At 55.8% G+C, this 20206-nt stretch carries 18 protein-coding genes; 12 read left to right on the top strand and 6 right to left on the bottom strand.

The features are described 5' to 3' along the window. Positions 1–1007: 1007 nt before the first annotated feature. Positions 1008–1781: a M15 family metallopeptidase gene (locus GOB90_RS05585; RefSeq protein WP_146885804.1), complete on the bottom strand. Its 774-nt coding sequence runs from the start codon at positions 1779–1781 to the stop codon at positions 1008–1010. 49 nt (positions 1782–1830) lie between these two features. Then, positions 1831–2400 carry a hydrolase gene (locus GOB90_RS05580; protein ID WP_146885762.1) on the bottom strand — a complete coding sequence of 190 codons (570 nt, stop codon included), beginning with the start codon at positions 2398–2400 and terminating at the stop codon, positions 1831–1833. 106 nt (positions 2401–2506) lie between these two features. Here GOB90_RS05580 and GOB90_RS05575 point away from each other — a divergent pair, with 106 nt between their 5' ends. Next, positions 2507–3199 (top strand): TetR/AcrR family transcriptional regulator, encoded by a 693-nt coding sequence (locus GOB90_RS05575; protein WP_146885764.1) that lies wholly within the window; start codon positions 2507–2509, stop codon positions 3197–3199. A gap of 45 nt (positions 3200–3244) precedes the next feature. Here the strand turns inward: GOB90_RS05575 and GOB90_RS05570 are convergent, their stop codons facing one another. After that, positions 3245–3787 carry an acetate uptake transporter gene (locus tag GOB90_RS05570; protein WP_242011824.1) on the bottom strand — a complete coding sequence of 181 codons (543 nt, stop codon included), beginning with the start codon at positions 3785–3787 and terminating at the stop codon, positions 3245–3247. 193 nt (positions 3788–3980) lie between these two features. Between GOB90_RS05570 and GOB90_RS05565 the strand changes: the two genes are divergently transcribed. From GOB90_RS05565 to GOB90_RS05535, 7 genes are all read left to right on the top strand, one after another. Next, positions 3981–4769, top strand: coding sequence for an SDR family NAD(P)-dependent oxidoreductase (locus GOB90_RS05565; protein ID WP_146885767.1), 789 nt, complete (start codon positions 3981–3983; stop codon positions 4767–4769). A gap of 747 nt (positions 4770–5516) precedes the next feature. Then, positions 5517–6473: an alpha/beta hydrolase gene (locus GOB90_RS05560; protein ID WP_146885770.1), complete on the top strand. Its 957-nt coding sequence runs from the start codon at positions 5517–5519 to the stop codon at positions 6471–6473. Positions 6474–6997: 524 nt separating this feature from the next. Next, on the top strand, positions 6998–8146 hold the full coding sequence (locus tag GOB90_RS05555) for a DegT/DnrJ/EryC1/StrS family aminotransferase (protein WP_146885772.1): 1149 nt from the start codon (positions 6998–7000) through the stop codon (positions 8144–8146). 74 nt (positions 8147–8220) lie between these two features. Further along, the gene (locus GOB90_RS05550) at positions 8221–9687 is read left to right on the top strand and encodes an FAD-dependent oxidoreductase (protein ID WP_146885774.1); all 1467 of its coding nucleotides are present in this window, start codon (positions 8221–8223) and stop codon (positions 9685–9687) included. A 113-nt stretch (positions 9688–9800) separates the two neighbouring features. After that, on the top strand, positions 9801–10739 hold the full coding sequence (locus tag GOB90_RS05545; protein ID WP_242011823.1) for a hypothetical protein: 939 nt from the start codon (positions 9801–9803) through the stop codon (positions 10737–10739). Between the two features lie 245 nt (positions 10740–10984). Continuing rightward, on the top strand, positions 10985–11770 hold the full coding sequence (locus GOB90_RS05540) for a hypothetical protein (protein WP_146885776.1): 786 nt from the start codon (positions 10985–10987) through the stop codon (positions 11768–11770). A gap of 102 nt (positions 11771–11872) precedes the next feature. After that, complete coding sequence (locus tag GOB90_RS05535; protein ID WP_242011822.1) at positions 11873–12919, top strand: glycosyltransferase family 2 protein; 1047 nt, start codon at positions 11873–11875, stop codon at positions 12917–12919. 15 nt (positions 12920–12934) lie between these two features. On the opposite strand, the gene GOB90_RS05530 is transcribed toward GOB90_RS05535, so the two are convergent. After that, entirely contained in the window at positions 12935–13684 is a 750-nt protein-coding gene (locus GOB90_RS05530) for a tetratricopeptide repeat protein (RefSeq protein WP_146885780.1), read from the bottom strand. Positions 13685–14011: 327 nt separating this feature from the next. Between GOB90_RS05530 and GOB90_RS05525 the strand changes: the two genes are divergently transcribed. Continuing rightward, complete coding sequence (locus GOB90_RS05525; RefSeq protein WP_146885783.1) at positions 14012–14311, top strand: con-10 family general stress protein; 300 nt, start codon at positions 14012–14014, stop codon at positions 14309–14311. Positions 14312–14377: 66 nt separating this feature from the next. On the opposite strand, the gene GOB90_RS19465 is transcribed toward GOB90_RS05525, so the two are convergent. After that, positions 14378–15295 carry an isopenicillin N synthase family dioxygenase gene (locus GOB90_RS19465; protein WP_146885785.1) on the bottom strand — a complete coding sequence of 306 codons (918 nt, stop codon included), beginning with the start codon at positions 15293–15295 and terminating at the stop codon, positions 14378–14380. 199 nt (positions 15296–15494) lie between these two features. On the opposite strand from GOB90_RS19465, the gene GOB90_RS05515 reads away from it, so the two are divergent. Both GOB90_RS05515 and GOB90_RS05510 read left to right on the top strand, forming a co-directional pair. Then, positions 15495–16565 (top strand): glycosyltransferase family 2 protein, encoded by a 1071-nt coding sequence (locus GOB90_RS05515; protein WP_146885787.1) that lies wholly within the window; start codon positions 15495–15497, stop codon positions 16563–16565. 110 nt (positions 16566–16675) lie between these two features. Beyond that, the gene (locus GOB90_RS05510) at positions 16676–17086 is read left to right on the top strand and encodes a hypothetical protein (protein WP_146885789.1); all 411 of its coding nucleotides are present in this window, start codon (positions 16676–16678) and stop codon (positions 17084–17086) included. A 132-nt stretch (positions 17087–17218) separates the two neighbouring features. Here the strand turns inward: GOB90_RS05510 and GOB90_RS05505 are convergent, their stop codons facing one another. Further along, positions 17219–17803, bottom strand: coding sequence for a TetR/AcrR family transcriptional regulator (locus GOB90_RS05505; protein WP_146885792.1), 585 nt, complete (start codon positions 17801–17803; stop codon positions 17219–17221). Positions 17804–17900: 97 nt separating this feature from the next. Here GOB90_RS05505 and GOB90_RS05500 point away from each other — a divergent pair, with 97 nt between their 5' ends. Further along, entirely contained in the window at positions 17901–18320 is a 420-nt protein-coding gene (locus GOB90_RS05500; protein ID WP_173571944.1) for a DUF5367 family protein, read from the top strand. Positions 18321–20206 lie beyond the last annotated feature (1886 nt).

Raw genomic sequence — 20206 nt, 5'->3', positions numbered from 1 at the left:
GAGAATACCAGAAAATATCATTGCAGATCTTCTTCGCAAATGTTCCCTGGAAAAACAGAGGATTGCCATGCCCACTTCTTCTCCAAACAATCCGCATTCAGCAACGGAGACGATACAAGACATCAACCCGGCAATAGAAATCATACAAAATATAAATAATGATAAAACTGGTCCCAACAAAATACTATAAAACTTTTTTGAAGTTTAAATTTATATTAATGTAAATATTATTATTTTTAATATCAGGACTAACAGGCGATGCCTTTCAGGCATTATCGCATCATGTATTCACTCTGAATCGTCCGGAACTGGCCTGGAAATTAGATTGCGGCGCTTTCATTTGTAACGTGCTGGCATCAACCGTCATGGCATGGCGTCTCTATAAAATCATAAAGCCAATCATTGATACAATGAAACAAACTGGTTCCCGGGCCGTTGATGACACTAAAATGGAAATTCCGCAGGACAATCGATTTCTTGAGCAACTTGCCTCGTGTGAGAAAAAAGACTTTACCCTCGCAAAAACCACTTTTGAACGACACAACAACGATATCACGCATCGCCTCAAGCTGTTTCCTGGACCGGTTCTAAGTCTGGCGTTTGCTCCACCACTTATATATTCTCTGCTTTCCGGATTTTTTACGAGTGACGCAACGAAACAGAATATCCCTTCCGGCGGCGTGGCGATGTTCTCCATCCGGCTCATCTGTTGTCTCATTCCTTTCAGCACAGCAGTTCCTGGCTCAAACGAATTTACCTCTGTACGCCGAAAGCGTGTTCTCAATCTGCTCGAAATCGCGACCAATCGAAAAACCAGAAGAGAGGATCCTGATCAGAACGACACTTGCGGCTGGCAGTCGAAAATCTGCAGGCGGCACTGGAAAAATGTAATGACAGGCAGCTCAGTATTCTCCCCGGAAACCCGGAGAAATCGTCATCTGGAAAACAACTTTTTCGCTCCATCTTTTCCCGGCCGGAAGCGTGAACCGGCAATCGCGCGCCGCCCCTCAGCGGCCAGACGGACCGATATCCTCAAACCGCATATTCTGAACCGGATACAGCGCCCAGTCCTTATAATCAAAATGCCACCACTCTTCCGGAATCGGCAAAAACCCTTCCCGCATCATGGCCTTACGCAACACCTCCCGCGCCGCCCGCTCAGCGGCCGTCCCACCGGGATAATCCGAATAAGCCCGCGCCGTCATCTCGTCATACCCGCTCGGCATGGAAACCGGCTCCCCCGTACGCAGATCATATAAAGTCAGATCAGCCGCGCAGCCCCTGTTATGCATCGAACCCGGGTCCGGATTCGCCACAAACCGATGCTTGTCCGCCGGCGTCGCATCCCAGAACACCTTCGTAATATACCAGGGCCTGTAAGCATCGAATACCAGCAGCCCGTACCCCTGCGCCCGCAAAGCCCCGAGCACCCGTCCCAGCGCCTCCGCGGCCGGCCGCTCCATAAACGCATGCGACGACGAATAAACCGGCACGCCCAGAAAATTCCGCGACGTCGCATACCGTACATCAAACCGGAAATCCGGTGACAACGTCGCCAGATCCACAAGATCCGGTTTTCTCAGCCCCGCCGCCTGCAAGGGCGGCGAAGCCTGGCGAGCCTCCTGCAGCAGTTCAGCCACGGGCCGCACCGGCACCACGCGAAAAACCTTCGCCACATTGCTCTCCTGCGCCTGCACAACACCGTCAGCCCGCGCGGCGCCAGACACAAAACCCGCCACACACAGTCCCGCCACCACAACAACCGGAAAACGTCCCGTCATCATCTTCCTGCGATTCAGCAACATCTTTCCACCAGGCAACAGTATTCCCTCAGCCCGCAAGCTCAATCGTATCGCTCGTCGCAACCCGTCCAAGCATCGGGAAAATGCGGTCAATCGCAAAACGCTGCATCTCTTCAGAAAAAGTCGAGGTCAGATCCTCCGCGATCACCACGCCATAACCATGCTCATGCGCCGCGCGCGCCGTGGATTCCACCCCCATATTCGTCGCGATCCCACCCAGCACAACAGTCGTGATCCCGCGCCGGCGAAGCTGCAAATCCAGTTCCGTGCCATAGAAACTTCCCCATTGCCGCTTCGTAACGGTCAGATCGCCCGGCTGCTCCAGCCCCTCGGCCAGCTCAGTCCAGTCCTCAGCAAATCCGCCCTCCGGCGGAGCGAAAGGACGATCCGCCGGCGTCCGCACCGCATCCGCGAAATCCGGCGCAAAAGCCACATTGACCAGAATGACCGGCGCCCCGACGGCGCGAAAACGAGCCGCAAACTCTTTCGAGCGCCTGACAATGTCCTCACCGGCATGCGGCGCCAGAGCGCGGCTTACAATCCCCTTCTGAAGATCGATCAGAACCAGAGCCGTCGTGGAAACCGGAAGAGAAATCATGGAAAAATCTTTCTCGCAATAATGGCCCCCCCTCCGGCCCGTTGTCCGGTCAGAAGCCCATTGTTAAAAGTTTGATGAAACACGCGGGAAAGGATAGTATTTGAGTATGGACTCAAATTCGTCAAGCGAAAAGCGAACGGCGCTCCTGCCTCAGCGTGAAGGCGGGCGTCAGCGCGTCGAGGCGCTGCTGAAGGCCGCCTCCGACCTCATCGCGGAACGCGGCTACGAGGCCACCACCATGGCCGACATCGCCGCCCGCGCCGATACAAGGATCGGCTCCCTCTACCGCTTCTTTCCCGGCAAGGACGCCATCGCCGACACCCTGCTGCAACGGCATATCAAGGTGCTGGGCGACGAATGCGGAGCACTGGAAAAACGGGCTGAAAATATCACGCCCGAAGACCTGGCGGACCTGCTGCTCACGCTGCTGGTCACGCTTTACCCCCGCATCCGGTCGCTCCCGACCCTGCTGTCGGCACGCACGGACCGGACGGAAATCCGGGACCGGTCACGCGCTCTGGCGCTCGACGGCATCGCCGGCGCCCTCCGGGTCTGCGCCCCCCGGCTCGATCAGGAAACGGCACGGAACATTGCCGCCGTCATACTCAACAATATGAAAACCATGCTCGGCATGACACTCGGGGAAGTGCCCGCCACCCCGGGCGCCCCCGACGAACTGCAAAGAATGAACAGACTCTACCTCTCGTCACGCCTGACCCCTTACCGCGATCCTCCGCCCGCCCCCGGAAAGCCCGGACCCGAAAAGAAAAACCCCCGACCGGAACAGCAACCAGCCTGAAACACCTCCCGAAAATCGGCGACAAAACCTCGTCAGCCGCTCCTCTCAGCCATGCTCCCGCGCCGCCAGAATTTCGGTCGCCGCCAGATAAATCGCGGAAAATCCGCAAATAATCCCCTCAAACCCTGCTACGGTCGTGACAATCGCCTGCCCCGTGAATTCGCCCGCCGCCAGCAACCCGAACAAAATCGTCAGAGATCCGAAAACAAACTGCAACGCCCGCGACGCACTCAGCGTGCCGACAAACATGATCGCCGTGAAAATCCCCCACATCAGCAGGTAACTTCCCATCAGAGACGGTGAAGACACAGGCGCAAGCCCGAGATGCGGCAGAAAAATCAGCACAACCAGAGAAATCCAGAACGCGCCGTAAGACGTAAACGCCGTCAGACCGAACGTATTGCCGTTCACAAACTCCAGCAGACCCGCAAAAATCTGCGCCGCGCCCCCAAAAATGAGCCCCATCGCCAGAATGGCCGAACCCATCGGCACCAGCCCCGCATTATGCAGATTGAGCAGCACCGTGGTCATTCCAAACCCCATCAGCCCAAGCGGCCCGGGATTCGCGCGCATGCCGTGTCCACTCATAATATTTTTGTCCATTGTATTGCCAAACCATGTCATAGTATGTCCAGCATCAGTACAATGAAATTAAAATTTCCATTACGAAACTTTCTCAGGCCTGCCTCGCCCTGCGGACGCATCCGTCCCGCCACCCGTGCCACATTCTCCCGTTTCGTATAGTCTCCCCCGCAGAATCCGACCTCAACGGGAGAACCTCATGCTGATCGACCTCAAAGGACGCACCGCCATCGTCACCGGCTCTACCGGTGGCATCGGCCTCGCCATCGCGAAAGGCCTCGCCACAGCCGGCGCGCAGGTCATCGTCAACGGACGTCGCCCGGATGCCGTCGAACGCGCCGTCGCAGCCGTCTCCGCAACCGGCCCCACACCCGCCATCGGATACACCGGCGATCTCGGCACCGCCGCAGGCTGCGCCGCCCTCGTCAAAGCCCACCCTGCCTGCGATATCCTCGTCAATAATCTCGGTATCTTCGAACCCAAAGAATTTTTCGACATCCCCGACGAAGACTGGAGCCGCTTTTTCGAAATCAACGTCATGTCCGGCGTGCGCCTCTCCCGCGCCTACGCCCCGGCCATGAAAAAGAACAACGATGGTCGCATCGTTTTCATCTCATCAGAATCCGCCTTCAACATTCCCGTCGAAATGGTCCATTATGGCTTCAGCAAAACCGCCCAGGTCGCCATCGCCCGAGGCCTTGCCGAAAGCCTCGCCGGAACCGGCGTCACCGTAAACTCCGTCCTCCCCGGCCCGACCCTCTCGGAGGGCCTGGAGGACATGCTGAAACCGGCTCAGGAAAAATCCGGTAAACCGATTGAAGAGGTCGCGGCGGATTTCGTCATGGAGCATCGCCCCTCCTCCATCATCCGCCGCGCCGCCCGCGTCGAGGAAGTCGCAAACATGGTGGTCTATCTCTGCTCGCCCCAGGCCTCAGCAACAACCGGCGCAGCCGTCCGCGTCGATGGCGGCGTCCTCAGCACAATCTGACGATCATATTATCCCCGCAACCCGGACTCCCTCCGTCCGGGTTGCAACAAAATCCGAAAACATCCTGCTCAGAACAACAGAAAACAAGACGGTCCAGCAGCAGCCTCATCCCCGTCGCCGCCCGCCTCGTCCAGGCCAGCCCGAACCCAAACCGCGCCCCGGCCTGACTGTCTGCCGCAACACCACCCGGATCGTCTCCGCCACCCTGGTCATCAGTCCCGGTTCCGACCGTCGAAGCAGAAGCCGATAACCGGGCGAAGGCGACAAAACCGCCATATGCGGCAAATCATCAGTCACAGACACGCATCCCGCTTCTTCCACCCGGGAGACGATCGTGCCCGCATCCCATCAGAATACATCTCCCGAAAAAGCTTCGCCACAAACACGCAGACATCCTGCCCCGGACGCAAAACGCTCAGATATTGTTTTTAGCCACCGACCCGCATCAACTGAACAATCCGAACACTCAGTAAAAAACCGCATCAACCGCCACACGACCTGAAAAACCATCTGACAGCCAGACAGGAAGCCAAAAAACACCCGGAATAATTCATTACAAATACGAATTTTATTCACATAACATATGATATTTATAGCATATGTATTTGTGCCAGTGAATAAATTACATTCACCATCTCTATCTGTTCGGTGACATACATCATAGCCGCGCAGGCAATACCCCGCCACTATCATCCCCCGAACGGACCCGCCTCTCCCGAACCGGTCCGGAAAGGAAATCTGACCATCATGCCAAAGAATGTCGTAAATCCGGAATTTCTGCCCGTCCTGGCAAAGATGCCGTCTTTCGACGGCCTCTCCGCCCGCTCGCTCCCCGAAGTGCGTGAAATTTTCCTGATCTCCATCCGTCTCATGGAAGGCAAACCCCAGGCTGACGTCGAAACGCAGGAAGAATACGTCCCCGGCCTCAACAACGCCCCGGATGTCCGCGTCCTCGCCTACAGCCCGCGCAAAATCGCACCCAACGCTCCGGCCATGGTCTATATCCACGGCGGCGGCCTCGTCTCCGGTCACCCGGAAGTCGATGATCCGAAATGCCAGATCCTCGCCTCGCGCCTCGGCATGCGCATCTTCTCCGTCGATTACCGCCTCGCTCCGGAAGTCAGATATCCCGGCGCGATCGAAGACTGCTACGCCGTGCTCAAATGGGTGAACGAAAACGCCGCCCGCCTCGGCATCAACCGCGACAAAGTCGTCGTCGCCGGTGAAAGCGCGGGCGGCGGACTCAGCGCCGCCCTGTCCCTCATGGCCCGCGACAAGGGCGAATACAAACTCGCCTGCCAGATCCTTATCTATCCGATGCTCGATGACCGGACCGCCACAAAACACGATCCGGCGTCCGCCTTCGGTGAATATGTATGGACCCGTTCCGCCAACAAATACGCATGGCAGTGCTATCTCGGCGACGCCGCCGGCGGCGACAAAACCCCAGCCTACGCCTCCGCCGCCCGCGCCGAAAACCTCGCCGGCCTGCCCCCCACCTTCATCGGCGTCGGCTCGATGGATCTCTTCCTGTGCGAGGACCTCGCCTACGCCACCCGTCTGATGGCCGCCGGCGTCCCCACCGAAGTCTCCGTCGTCCCCGGCGCCTACCATGTCTTCGATATGTTCGTCCCCGACGCCGAACTTTCAAAGCGCTTCATGGACAGCTACTGCGGCACCATCAAACGCACACTGAATATCTGAAGCACCGGTCCGTATCCCGCCCCGGCAAGGCGGGATACGGATTCCAGGGCCACCCTGTCGCAAAAAAAAACAATGTCCTGCTGACGATCAAAAACCCGCCCGGAGCCTCCACGACTCTACCAGGACACGTTTTGAAACATGTAATATTTTTCACATATTTCAAAGAAAGCGGTTCATCGCAGGCAACGTACTCCGCCACCCCGGTCCACCCACCGGGTTCTGCCCCGAGAGACCGACACACCGCCCCACCGGCAGTGACCTGATAAAATTCAGGCAACCGTTTCACAACAAACATTTTTTTATAATAATAAAGCCTCCGGATCTTTCTGCGACCCCGATGCTCCTTTTTCACAATTCCGTGATTTAATGTCTCCTGGAAATAATTATCTGGACGAAAATCTCTAAATCCTTACAGATCATCATAATAGACGCAGCATTCTGGCAGAGCTTTGTGCCCCGTACACACAACACTGCTGCCCATGTATCAAAAAATAACCGCAAGAAAATTTTGCAGGAGCAGGTCGATGCCCGATGTTGAAATTTCTTTCCTTGAGACCAACATCCCGAAGCTGAGCCGGCTTTCCGCAGAGCTTGAGCAGATAGAAGATTCCGGAATCTATAGTAATTATGGCCCCGTAAACAGTAAATTCGAAAACAGTCTCCGAACCCATATCTTCGGCGGCAACGGCCACTGCCTGACCGTGTGCAACGCCACAATCGGACTCATCCTGGCCCTGAAATATGTAACACGTCACACAAACCCCGCCGACAAGCCCTACATCATCATGCCATCCTTCACATTTGCCGCCGCCGGCCATGCCGTATTATGGGCAGGATTTACACCACTGTTCGTGGATGTCGCGCCCGACAGCTGGTCCTCATCGCATGAAGCGGAAAAAGAACTTCTCAGAACATATTCTTCAAAAACAGCCGCAATATTTCCCTATGCCACCTTCGGAAACAGCATCGACCTGGAACACTACTCTTCCCTCTCCGATCAATACGGTATACCCGTCGTCGTGGACGCCGCTTCCTCTCTTGGCTCCCTGAATTTCGCAGGCAAGGCTTTCGGAAGCGGATTTCCCTTTCCCGTCGTCTTTTCTCTTCACGCGACAAAAACAATGGGCGTCGGTGAAGGCGGGTTCATTTACTCTTCAGACGCCACAACCATCACCCAGATGCGGGCCATGGGAAATTTCGGCTTCGAAAAACCCCGACACGCAACCATTCACGGCCTCAATTCAAAACTCCCCGAAGTCAGCGCGCTCCTCGGACTCGAAGGCCTGAAAACACTCAACAAGATCGCCATAAAAAAAGAAAATATCGCGGCGAACTATCAGAAACTCCTTCCCGAACTTCAGTTTCAGAAACCAGGCGGACGGCGGGCGGCCTATCAGTTCATGCCAGCCCGCATCCCAAACGCGGACAAAACCAGACGGGCAAGACTGCTTGATCTCATGAAAGAAAGCCGGATCGGAACAGCGTCCTACTTCTCCCCGCACCTTGCCGAACAGGAGTATTTTTCTTCCTTCGGGTCCGCCAGCCATCTGCCGGTCACGGAAGCCCTGTCCTCATCCATCATTTCCCTCCCGGTCAAACATACGATGACGACCGATGACGTCGCCTATGTTGCCTCCGAACTGAAGCGCAACATGCAGAGAGCCTTTAACTAGCCGGAATCGCCATCTTTCAGGGCAACAGTCCGACAGATGTCGCGTAACATTTTTTTCAGAAAAGAGATTTCGAAATGCCTTCGACTTCCGACCGAACGCACCCGTTCCAGCTCCTCATCGTCGGCGGCGGACCCGGCGGAATGGCGACACTCCTCGCCGCCCATCACACAGGCCAGCTCGATGACCTGTTGAAAGAAGGCGTCGCCATCGTCGAGAAAGGCTCCGCGATAGGCGCAGGCACCCTCGGCCAGTACGCCATCAATTCAGACAGCAGCGGCCTGACATTTGTCGATTGCCTCCGTTCATCCTCCCCCGGCGGGCTGACGGAGCTGTATAATCATCCCCTGACCCGAACACTGGCGGAAGCCGGAGACGGCGCCGTCGCCCTCAAAGACGCCGCGGAATTTCTGAACCTCGTCGGAGCCCGCCTGAAAGATATCGTCGCCACACATAAAGGCTGCAATGTCTTTCTCGGGCATACCGCGATATCCGCCAGACGCACCCTGAACGGATGGAGCGTGACATTACGCGATTCCAGCGGACAGGAACGCATTGTCTATGCAAAAAATGTCGTGCTTTCGACCGGCGCCGGCCAGCCCCTCACCCGCCTGGCTGCGGAAACAGTCGGCAACGCCTCGCTGACAGCCCTTTGCGGCGACCGCCTCCTTCAGTCAGATGACGTCCTTTCACACGACGGCCTCAGATCCCTGACACAGCGCCTCAAAGGACTCACCAGTCCCCGCGTGGCCGTCATCGGCGGCTCCACAAGCGCGGTCGCCGTCTGTCACGCACTCCTGAACCGCATGCCCGAAATCCGGTTTTCGCCAGACGGCGTAACTCTGCTGCACCGGCGCGAACTCCGGGTGTACTACCCCGATGCCGCCAGCGCCCTGGCAGAAAACTATACCGAATTCGGACCGGACGATATCTGCAACATCAGTGGAAAAGTCTTTCGTTTTGCAGGTTTCCGCCTCGAATCAAGAGAACTGGTCATGCAGGCACGCGGACTCGGCAACCGCCCTCCGGAACCACGTCTCCGCCTCCATCACCTGGCCACAGAGACAGAAACAGCAACCCGCGAATGCTTCGCTTCCGCCGATATCGTCATATCAGCACTCGGTTATCGTCCCCGTGCCCTCCCTGTTTATGACCTGTCCGGCGCTGAAATCCCCCTGAAAGCCGGGACAGGCCCGCAGGAACCGCTGGTGGACAGCCAGTGCCGGGTGCTCCGGAGCGACGGGGTCGCATTGCCCGGACTATTCGGCATGGGCCTCGCCGCCGGCTTCGTTCCACGCGGACCACTGGGCGGCGAGGCAAGCTTCAGAGGACAGGCCAACGGATTATGGCTGTGGCAAAAAGATGTCGGCAGCCTCATCGTAAACGCCATCCAGAATGCACCGAAATACAGAGATCCCTCCATGAAAGGTTCTGACAGCTTTACCGCTGCCGAAAAAGCGGAATCCGTTGCTGATATATCCGCTCTGATCAGTCCCGACAGCAGAAAATCCGAGCGACCGGATGCCCTGCACATCTCGTTATAAAATGAAAACATTCATGCCCGATCTTATATTCCCCAGGGAACAGGACAATCACGCCACCCCGCGTCATACCCGGCAAACTCACTTCATCATCCCGGAATGAAGGCAAACCAGAAATGAGCCCACACGCAGCCCACACGTCAACGAGTGCAGAACCACGCTGCGCCGTCATTATGAAAACCTATAGCTGGGATGCGTTCGTCGAAAGACAGTATTCGCGACTTTGCGATGGCGCGGACGGTCTGGATGTCTACCTCTCTGTCGATGAAACAAACGGCGCCAGAGCCCCCGCGTCAGTCAGGAATGTGCTGCGGACAAATCAGTCCGAAATCCTCGCGCTCGGACTGGCCGATCGTTATGAGAAAGGCAGCCTTCTCTGGTGGAATCCAGATTATACGCACTACCATGTCCTCCGTGAAATTCCCGATTATGATTATTACATGTTTGTTGAATACGACGTGTATATTCACGGAGGCGCAGGATGGTTCATGGACGAGGTCATCAGTTCCGGAGCCGAAAACGTCCTCCATCTGAGATCAGACATGGATGCATGGATGTGGACAAGATTTCATAAAAACGTTTATCCGAAAGAAATATGCCGGGGATCTCTTAACTGCATCACCGTTCATACACGGCGCGCTCTGGAGTTTCTCTTCAGGAGAAGACAGAACATGTCATCGGCAGGCGACATCTCTTTCTGGCCGTTAAGTGAAACATTCATTCCCACGGAACTGGAACGTGGCGGATTTACCTGCATACCACTTTCCAGCTTTGGCGACGTGTCACACTATGAGTGGTTTCCACCGACACTCGAAAACGATCTCGACACAACGCCTGACGGTCATCTCAGATTTATCCACCCGGTCCTGGATCAGAATCGATACGTGAAAAGCCTTCTTACCAATACACATTTAGTGAAAGACTTTATTTCCCCGGACAGCCACCTCAGGCGTGAACTGAAAAGGTTTCCTCAGTCAGTCACCAGATCAGACCTGATCCATGCCGCGTTCAATCGAAGCATCGAACGGGTAAAATTACAGCTGGGCGGTTTCTGACAGTCAGACCGCCAGCTGGCCACATCGGCATCTGACTGTGAGGTTTCACGTCGAAATGTTTATAACTGCTCAGAAAATAAATGAATATTCAACCGGCATCTGCTAGTGTTTCCTGGAATCAGAAGGAGCACAGCGTGTCCGCATCCCCTCTTCAGAACAGACATTTTGGTACGTTCTGGCACGGCGGAAGACTGAGCGCCATTGAATGCGCCTGCGCGTACTCTTTTATCAGACAAGGCGTTTCATTGACGCTTTTTTCTTATGACCCGATAGAAAATGCACCGGACGGTGTTCTGATCGAAGATGCCCGCACGATCACACCACAGCACATGACATCCCGTTTTATTCTGAATAACAACCCGCATTACGGTCATTTTTCCGATTTTTTCCGTTACAGAATGATGCTCGAAAATAATATGACCTGGATAGACCTCGATATGATGGTCACGGGAAAAATTCCCGACCAGAGTTCAGGCGATATTATCGCAAAAGAACACGGCAAGGGTTATAACGGCGCCATACTGTATATTTCATCAAAAAATATACTGCACTATCTGATCTCGGAAACCACACGCCTGATGGATAAAAATCTGCGCTGGGGGGAAACAGGTCCTCTCCTGCTGGGAAAAATGGTCAGAAAATTCAGAAACCAGGTAACAGTTTCAGACGTTTCGAAATTCTATCCCATTGCACATGGAGATATTTATAAAATCCTTCTTCCGGAATACGCAGACTGGTGCCGTGACAGAGTTTCGACAGCAGCGACCCTCCATCTCTTCAATAACATCCTGGTAAAAACAGGATACTGGAAAGATACCCTTCCTCCTCAGGGGAGCTACCTCATGGAAATCCTGGAAAATACTGAATCCACCGGATTTTTTCAGAATCAGTATCCCACTGATGTCATGGAGAATATCATACGCAACTACCGTATGAGACTCGACGGAACGGATCTCGGTATAAAAAACATTATCCGGCAAACCATTCCCAGCCTGAAGCGAACATACAGACACTACAGACCCGCGTTATGACCGCGCCTGAAAATATACTCTTAAAACGCCACTGCTCAGTACAGATGCCAGCACGATTTCTTTTACACATAAAACAGAACTGAAAAAACCATGTCACATATTATGGTTTCAGTAATAATAGCAAATTACAATTATGCCGAGTTTATCTCTGATGCTATCCGGAGCGCTTTAGCGCAGGACTGGCCCTTCAAAGAAATAATCGTCATCGACGATGGATCGACCGATCAGTCCCGTGCAAAAATAAACCTGTTCGGGGATAGAATCAAATCTGTCTTCACCAAAAACAGAGGGCAAAGAGAAGCAAATAATTCAGGGTTTGCGCTGTCTTCCGGAGACATCATCGTTTTTCTCGATGCCGATGATCTTCTCCTTCCCGGTTTCCTGAGTTCAGTCGTCTCGGTATGGACCGAAAAGGTCAGCAAGGTTCAGGTATTGATGCAGCGCGCCGATCGCGACGGAACGCCATCCGGAAATGTCATTCCAAAAATAAACGGCACACTCGACCCCGCACATATCCGGTCATGGAGCCTGGACAGCATCGAATACCCCGGCCCTCCCGGTTCCGCGAATGCCTGGTCACGCAAATTCCTCAACCAGATATTCCCGCTCGATAAAGACTGCGACTCTTTTACAGATTCAACCTGCATCGCAATGGCACCTTATTTCGGAGACATTATTACCCTGCCAGAGGTTTTCGTGCTCTATCGTATGCATGGCAACAATAACAGCAACATGACGGCGGAAGACAGCGCCTGCAGCCGGGAAGTCAGTCGTGCCCTGAAGCGCTTTGAGGCCGTACAAAAAGCCTGCATCATGCAGAAACAGACCCCACCGGACATCAACGCGCTCTATCGCGGCAGCCATCTTCTGCAATTACGGGTCGCATCCATGCGGCTGACACCCGCCCTGCACCCGCTGCCAGAAGACAGCCTGGGGAAAGCCCTGAAGGATGCAGTCACTCTCCTGTTTCGCAATCATTTCGAGAGCTTCACATTCCGGATACTCATTATCGGCTGGTCCCTGCTCACAGCCATTGTGCCTCTGAAAGCAGCGCGCTTTCTGATCCGAAAAAGATTTAATATAAATCTGCCCGTCCGAAAACAACGCTACATTCCGGAGCCACCGATCGCACAACCCGCAACCCGGTAATCCTCATCACGGAGATCAGCCATACGGCGCAGTAATCCCCATTTTCCCCAGCCGCCGCCTGACCTGTCCAAGCAAAACCACATCACCGGCAGCCCCCAGCCGCCCCAGCGACCGCTCCATCGCCAGCAATATGTCCGAAGTCGCATCTTCAACAGCCCGCCGCCACCACCCAAGCGCCTCTTCAGCAAACCCGGCCTCCAGCAATGCCGTCGCATAATTATGCTGCCCGCGATAATCCCCGCCCTCAGCCGAGCGCCGGTACCACCGCAACGCCGCCGCCGGGTCCCGCTCCGTCTCCCAGCCCTCTTCCAGAAAACGCGCCAGAATGTTCATCGATTTCGCATGACCATTCGCCGCCGCCACGCTGAACAAAGCAAAAGCCCGAGCCCGGTCCGCCGGCATCCCCAGCCCCCGCAACGTCAGAATCCCCAGATTATACCGGCCCCACTCATCCCCAAGCGCCGCCGCCCGGCCATAATGCACCGCCGCCCGCGCCAGATCCTTCGGATACCCGCGCCCGAAATGATGACATCGCCCCAGCATGTTCTCCGCCGGTCCGAACCCCGCCTTCGCCGCAATGGAAAACCACCCCGCCGCCGCCGCCGGATCGCTCTCCATATAATCGCTGTCCAGCAGCGCCTGGCCCCACTGCACCTGCGCCAGCGGATCACCCTTCAGCGCGCCAAGCCGGATCGCCTCAATATGCTCAGGCAGCGGCGCCCGATCCACCCGGGCCCGCGCGGAACGACGCAAAACGGAAAACATGAAAACAGCCTGCCAGACCTTAATTGCGAGAGAGTCTCATTATCAGCACGAAGACAGGCAGACAAGTTCCGCCCCCGATCATCCACCAGACCGCAACCTGCTCACAAAAAATACCCACCTGGAAGTTTTTTCATCACAAATCAAAAATCCCCTGACAGGATCAAAGATAAATTTAAATTAATTCCATTTTACCGCAAACCCGTAATCACACCCGCCGTTGAGTCCTGCACAACGCATACCGCTGAAAAATCCTGACAACATTTGAAAATGATCCGAAAAAAGCAGGGATTTTGGAGATATGCGCTGAACACAAAGAGGATAAGCATCATGATTTACAGTTTTTACAGTCACGAACGCTCCGCCTCCCCCGTCATGGCCGCCGACAGCCACGGAGGCGGTGGCGCCGCCCATAACCCCGGCAATTTCGCCAATGATCCGAAAAAAGCCTCGGAAGCCGGTAAAAAAGGCGGCGAACACTCAGCCGGACACAGCACCCACACACCGGAGAAAACCACCGCCGCCAGCCATAAAGACAGCGAACACAAGTCAGGCAATTTCGCTGATAACCCCGAGCGGGCCTCCGAAGCCGGCAAAAAAGGTGGCCAGCACAGCCACAGCAAAACATAAACCCGGACAGGAGCCGGACCGGAAGGTCCGGCTCTTTTTCCGTCCAGGATACGCTAAAATCCGCCCTCAGCCGCCATGCCCGTACGTCGCCGCCAGCCGTTCGGCCAGATAATCCGCCCCCGTGACAGGCGGATAATGCGCCCCTTCCCCGGCCCGCGTGACAATCGGCTCCACCAGCGCATCCGCGTCAGGATCAAGAAAAAACGCAATCGAATACCGCTCCGACGCAGGCCGGATCACCCGATGCGGCGTCGAGACATAAACGTCATTGCTCCAGCGCATCAGACAGTCCCCGATGTTGCAGACAAACGCCCCCCCGATCACCGGCGCATCGATCCACTCCCCGCCCCGAGGCCGCACCTGAAGCCCCGAAACCCCGTCCACCGCCAGAATCGTCACATTACCATAATCCGTGTGCGCCCCCGCCCCCGGCGCGCCATCCCGCTCCGCCGCCATCAGCGCGCTGTAATGCAGCAACCGTAACGTCGCCATCGGACGCCTGAATTTCCCGGCAAAGAAATCCTCAGCCACCCCGAGATCCAGCGCAAACCCCCGATGCAGCGCCGCTCCCAGATCCAGACACACCGAGAAATAAGACAGCATCTCCTCCCGCCAGCCCGGCAGATCCGGCCACCCGTTCGCCGGCTCCCCCTCCGCCTCCGACTCCAGACCGATGTTAAACGCCTCCTTCCGGTCCGGCAGCGCCAGCGTGTCCAGCCGCTCAACCCCAAACCCTACATACCCCCGATTATGCCCGATCCGCCCCCGCGAAATCCGCGCCTTCACCTCATCCGGTAACTCAAAAAAACGCCGGGACGCCTCAAACATCCCCCGCATCACCGCGGGCGCCACCCCATGCCCCGTGATGTAGAAAAACCCCGTCTCCCGACACGCCCGCCCGATCGCCGCAGCCGTCGCCACACGATCCCCCAAACCCCCGTCACGCAACGACGACATATCAATCACAGGAATATCGTAAGCCATGAAAACACCCCCCATCTCACCCCAAAACCAGTCCGTTCATATCTTTTATGAAATGATCCGATGAGTTCAAAGCCCGTAACGGCAACCAGCCCGGACCCGTCAAAGCTCGCGGATCTTTGCAATCCATTTTAGCGGAAAACCACCCCCTTCCCGCCCGCATTTCCCAAAACCGGCCCCATCTGCAAAAACACCCCCCACGATGACGAAGCAAACTCTTCCCACCCGCTGCATCACCATGCAGAAAAACGAGGCCGTCCTCCTCGAACCCTGGCTGCTCCACCACGCCGCCCTGTTCGGCTTCGACGCCCTCACCGTCCTCGATAACGGCTCCGATAACCCCGCCGTCCTCGATACCCTAAAGCGCTACGAAGCCCGCGGCGTCACCGTCATCCACGATTACCCGACAAAAGAAGATTATGGACGCAAAGGCGAAATCGTCGCCGACATCATCCGCGAATGGGACCGCAGGGGCGGCTACGCCTTCGCCCTGCCACTGGACTGTGACGAACTGCTCATCACCGTCACCGAACGTATCGCCTGGGACCGCGCCTCCGTCCACGCCGCCCTCGCCCGTATGGCCGGTCAGAAATCAACCTTCGTCAACAACCGTATGCTGCTCAACATCCCGCACCGCCCCGGCTACTTCCGCCCCCAGATCATCCAGCGCGCCATCTTCGCCGCCGACACCATCACTTCTCTCGATCAGGGCTACCACTTCCCCGGAACCATCTACCCGGACCGCTGCGGCCAGTCCCTCCTCGCCTGCCTGCACCTGCACAACCGACCGAACTACGAAGATATAAAGACCGTCGCCCGCAACAAACTCCGCCACCTCACCGGAGAGGCCGACCTCGCCACCATGGAACCCACCGAGGAAGGCTACCACCTCTACTCATACTTCCGTACCAGCGAAGAGACTTTCCTCAGCCAGTACCGCGACCAGCCCGACGTCTATATCCCCGGCATCCTCCCGTATCTGGAAAGCCTCGGCATCGACTGGCGCCCCATGCTCGGCACCGGCGGCGTGCAGCTCCCCCTCCGTCCGCCCCATAACTTCCTCGTCCACAGAGCGGAACATCGCGAACAGCGCCACATCTTCGAAACCTACGACGCCGCCTACTACGCCGCCCACAATCCGGATGTCGTCGCCGACCCGCATTACGGCCTCTGGCCCCTCGCCCACTTCCTCCCCACCGGCTGGAACGAAGGACGACGCCCCAATGGTCTCAGCCAGCCCCCCGTCATCGTCGAACAGATGTCCGCAGACTGAAACCTTCAGTTACATGAGCAGAGAATCTGAAAAACCTTTTAAGAAAAATTTGATTTATTATGAGGTAACATAACCGGGATTAAAGACCATCCGGCGCAAGGAACCGCCCCGTGCTCAAACCGCACCATCTCGTCGCAACCGCCGTCCTCTGCACCCTGCTCTCCGCCACACACCCTGCAGGCGCCACAACCCCGACCCCGCCCATCCTCTTCGGCACCGCCGGAACCCCCTGCGAAACCTTCAGCCGCCAGTTCGCGGAAGCCCGGGCCGAAACACCCGCCCAGGCCACAACCGCCATGGCGGATTACGTCACCATCATCCAGGGCATGCTCTCCGAATATAATATGCGCGCCTTCGTCGAAGACCGTCCCGATCAGGCCGGAACCCACTTGAGCAACAGCGCCTTTCTCTCCCACGTCAACGATTTCTGCCAGAAAAACCCCGATCTCCAGTTCGCCATCGGCGCCCAGGATCTCATCACCTCACTCAGAGGCACACAGGTAACCCCCGAGGCAAAATAACAGCCCGTCATCGCAGCCTCCGCCCAAACCCGCCAGCCCGGATCCCCATACAAAAACCGGTTCGCAAAGGTCCACGACCTTTGCCGGGTTCCAGGGCAGAACCCTGGCTTTACCCGCCACCCTCACAAATAATCACAATTTCCGCCCCGACCGCCGCATCAGCACCCCGGCCAGCATTTCTCCCACCCCCGCCGTCACCCCCGGTCGCGCCAGCTCCAGCACCGTCATGCCCTCGACAATCGCCAGCAGCGCAATCGCCACCACCGGCGCCGCGTCCGTCTCCGTAATCCGGCTCCGGATAAACCCTGTCCAGGACCCGACCAGTTCGGATGCAATCCCGTCGTAAGGCCGCTCCCCACGCCCGCCCCGCGACAGAACATCCGACAGCACACACATAAAAGGCCGCACCTCCGGCGCCTCCCCCGCAGCCAGCGCCCGCGTCAGAAACACGCCCGGCTCCACCCGCTCGCCGTCCCCCGCCGCACTGAACATCACCAGCAACCGACCGATCAGGCACCCGAGCACTTCGGAAACAAGATTCTCCTTGTTGCTATAATAATAAATCAGCATCCGGTCACTGGTCCCGAGCGCCTTCGCCAGCCCGCGAAGCCCCATCGTTCCCAGCCCCTCGCGCAACACCAGATCCACCAGCCGTTCCGTCAGCTCCCGACGTCGCCTCGCCCGCTCCGCGACCTCATCCATTACCGCCACCCGCATACCCCGTTATTTTTAGTTGTAGCACTCGCTACATCCATGCATATGTAGCACTCACTACACCAACCTATACCCGTAACACTCCGCCGGAAAACCTGTCATGCTCCGCTTCAGCCAGATTCTGATCTGCGTCCTGCTCGGCTTCCTCTTCTGGGCCGGCGCCACCGCGTTTATTCACTATTTCCCCGAGCGCCTCGCCGACACAGCCGGCACCATCGCCTTCCTCACCAGCATCCCGCCGGCCCTGCTCTGCCTCTGGCTCACCCGACGCCTCGCAAACCTCACCTCAGACCAGTTCCTCGCCGGATGCCTCATCGTCCTCGCCGAAGCCATGACCTGCGACGCCATCGCCCTCCGCTGGTTCACGCCCCTCTACACCCCCAGCGATTCCAGCAACCGTCTCGCCGCCGCCTGGCTCCTCTGGAGCTACGGCATCAGCGCCTGGGCCGCAGTTCTCGCCTCACGCTACATGACACTGAGAACAACGCCTGATCTTCAACAGCCACTCAATAAAAAATAACTATTGATTTGCACGCAATAAAGGATGTGTAATTATACACGTCGCAATATTACCCTAAAAATCAAATCATCCGGACACTGCCAGATCCCCAATCCCATCATGAAAGACTCACTCTTGCGCCGCTTTTAGATTATCCGGTTTTTCAGGGTGCCCTCGCCATGCTGATGCACCCGGACGATCGTACTGTCGATCATCATATATGCGGTGTCACGATCAGCAATCAGAGGCGAAAAATCCTTCCGATGACACCACTTTCATACCATCGGTACAGACGCCGGGGACTGTTCTTCCGTCTCCGAAGCCGGATAAAGAAAGATCTTTTACCCGATCATACCTCTCATCGCGTAAACCGTTATGCCGCATCCGCCTGGATTCCCGAAAACAGGGAAACATTCACTATAAACAGTCAGAAAAGATACAGGCCTGCTTAACTGACGACACTCCGCAGCCTGCCGCCACACATCAAGAATTTGTGATAGTTCGTGATGTTGCAATATCTTATAAGAGGCCACAGAGAGAAGTCGGAAAGTCTCTTTTTTTATCAATGTCGTTTCTCTGGCATCGAAAAGAAACTGATAAATACAAAAGAGATCGAATATGATCACCTTTTTCTCATCCAGTGAGATAAATCTCTTAACGGGTGTAAATTACATGGACGAATCATTTTCTTATTTTTAAGTCAGTTCGCATGGTTTCAGAACCATCAGTAACATTTTACTCTGCACCCGAATCAGAAATTCGCCCGGATAAAAATCGTTCTGAAGCGATTTCCCAAAAAAGAAGGGGGCCATAACATTGCGGTATGTGATTAGTAAGAACCCTGATAAAATCGGCAGAATTCGCCGAAAAAAAATATCAAACGCACTCTGGGGAACAACTGCAGGAAAAAGATATTTCAGAAGAAAGCTGATGGGCTCGGGAGCGAGTCCTGTATGGCCTAAAAGTCATCGCGCGGTGAAAAAGCCCGGGCTCGGCGCGCTGCCTCATCCCGACAGACATGACCACATCGATATGGCACAGGGACCGACAGGCATATCCGGCGCGCTGTCCGTTTATACTTATACCGGACACGATACCCCGAAACAAAAGACGTAAGACATCTGGCGACGTGTCGGATCATAATCCTGATATATGTGACAACGATGATGCTATTGGTCTTCCGGCGCCCTGAAGCATTTCATTCTCCCGCAGTTGCAAGCGAGAAGGCCAGAGCCCGCCCACAATGTGGGATCCCCCTGAACCCCATGGAAATGAAACACCCCGAATTCCAGATTGCTTTTGACAATCCGGAGGCCCGGGTCGACAGTCCGTTTTCGCAGAACGTGTCATCGGTTGCTTCCGATGACTGAAATTCTGAACCGGACGATCCAGGAGAAAAACCGGTGTCAACTTACCGTAGCGCGCCGCGATGCCTCGAAGCTGATTCAATCTGACGAAAAAGTGCTGACTTCATTTCGTTTTTCACGAAGTAAGACGCCGGGTTTCGTGGATTACAGCGGTTTCTTTTGAAGACATGACGGCTGCAATCAGCCGCTCCCCGAACATTTCGATACAATAGTTACCGGGATGTGTCAGACGTAAAAATGACCCGCTTGCCTGAAGTAAGATTTGCACTGTCTTAAACAAACATACCCGACTGATCATCAGAAACGGATGACACAGCCAGACTCCACATCAAAATAAAAACTGTAAAGTCCGGTATCCGGATCGTCGCACCTGACGCACAGATCTCTGATCAGAAGATGCCATACTCAGAATTGAAGAGGCCTGTACCCCTCAGTGTCTGACCGAAAATGAGTTGAGTGATTTCAGCGGGTTATGATTCATGGGTTTGCGATAACCTGATGAGATCAAGATGGCCTGGACTGAAATCACCCGAGCGCAGT

It is taken from the genome of Acetobacter oeni (assembly GCF_011516825.1).
GTDB lineage: Bacteria > Pseudomonadota > Alphaproteobacteria > Acetobacterales > Acetobacteraceae > Acetobacter > Acetobacter oeni.
This window is presented reverse-complemented; position numbering and strand designations above follow the sequence as displayed.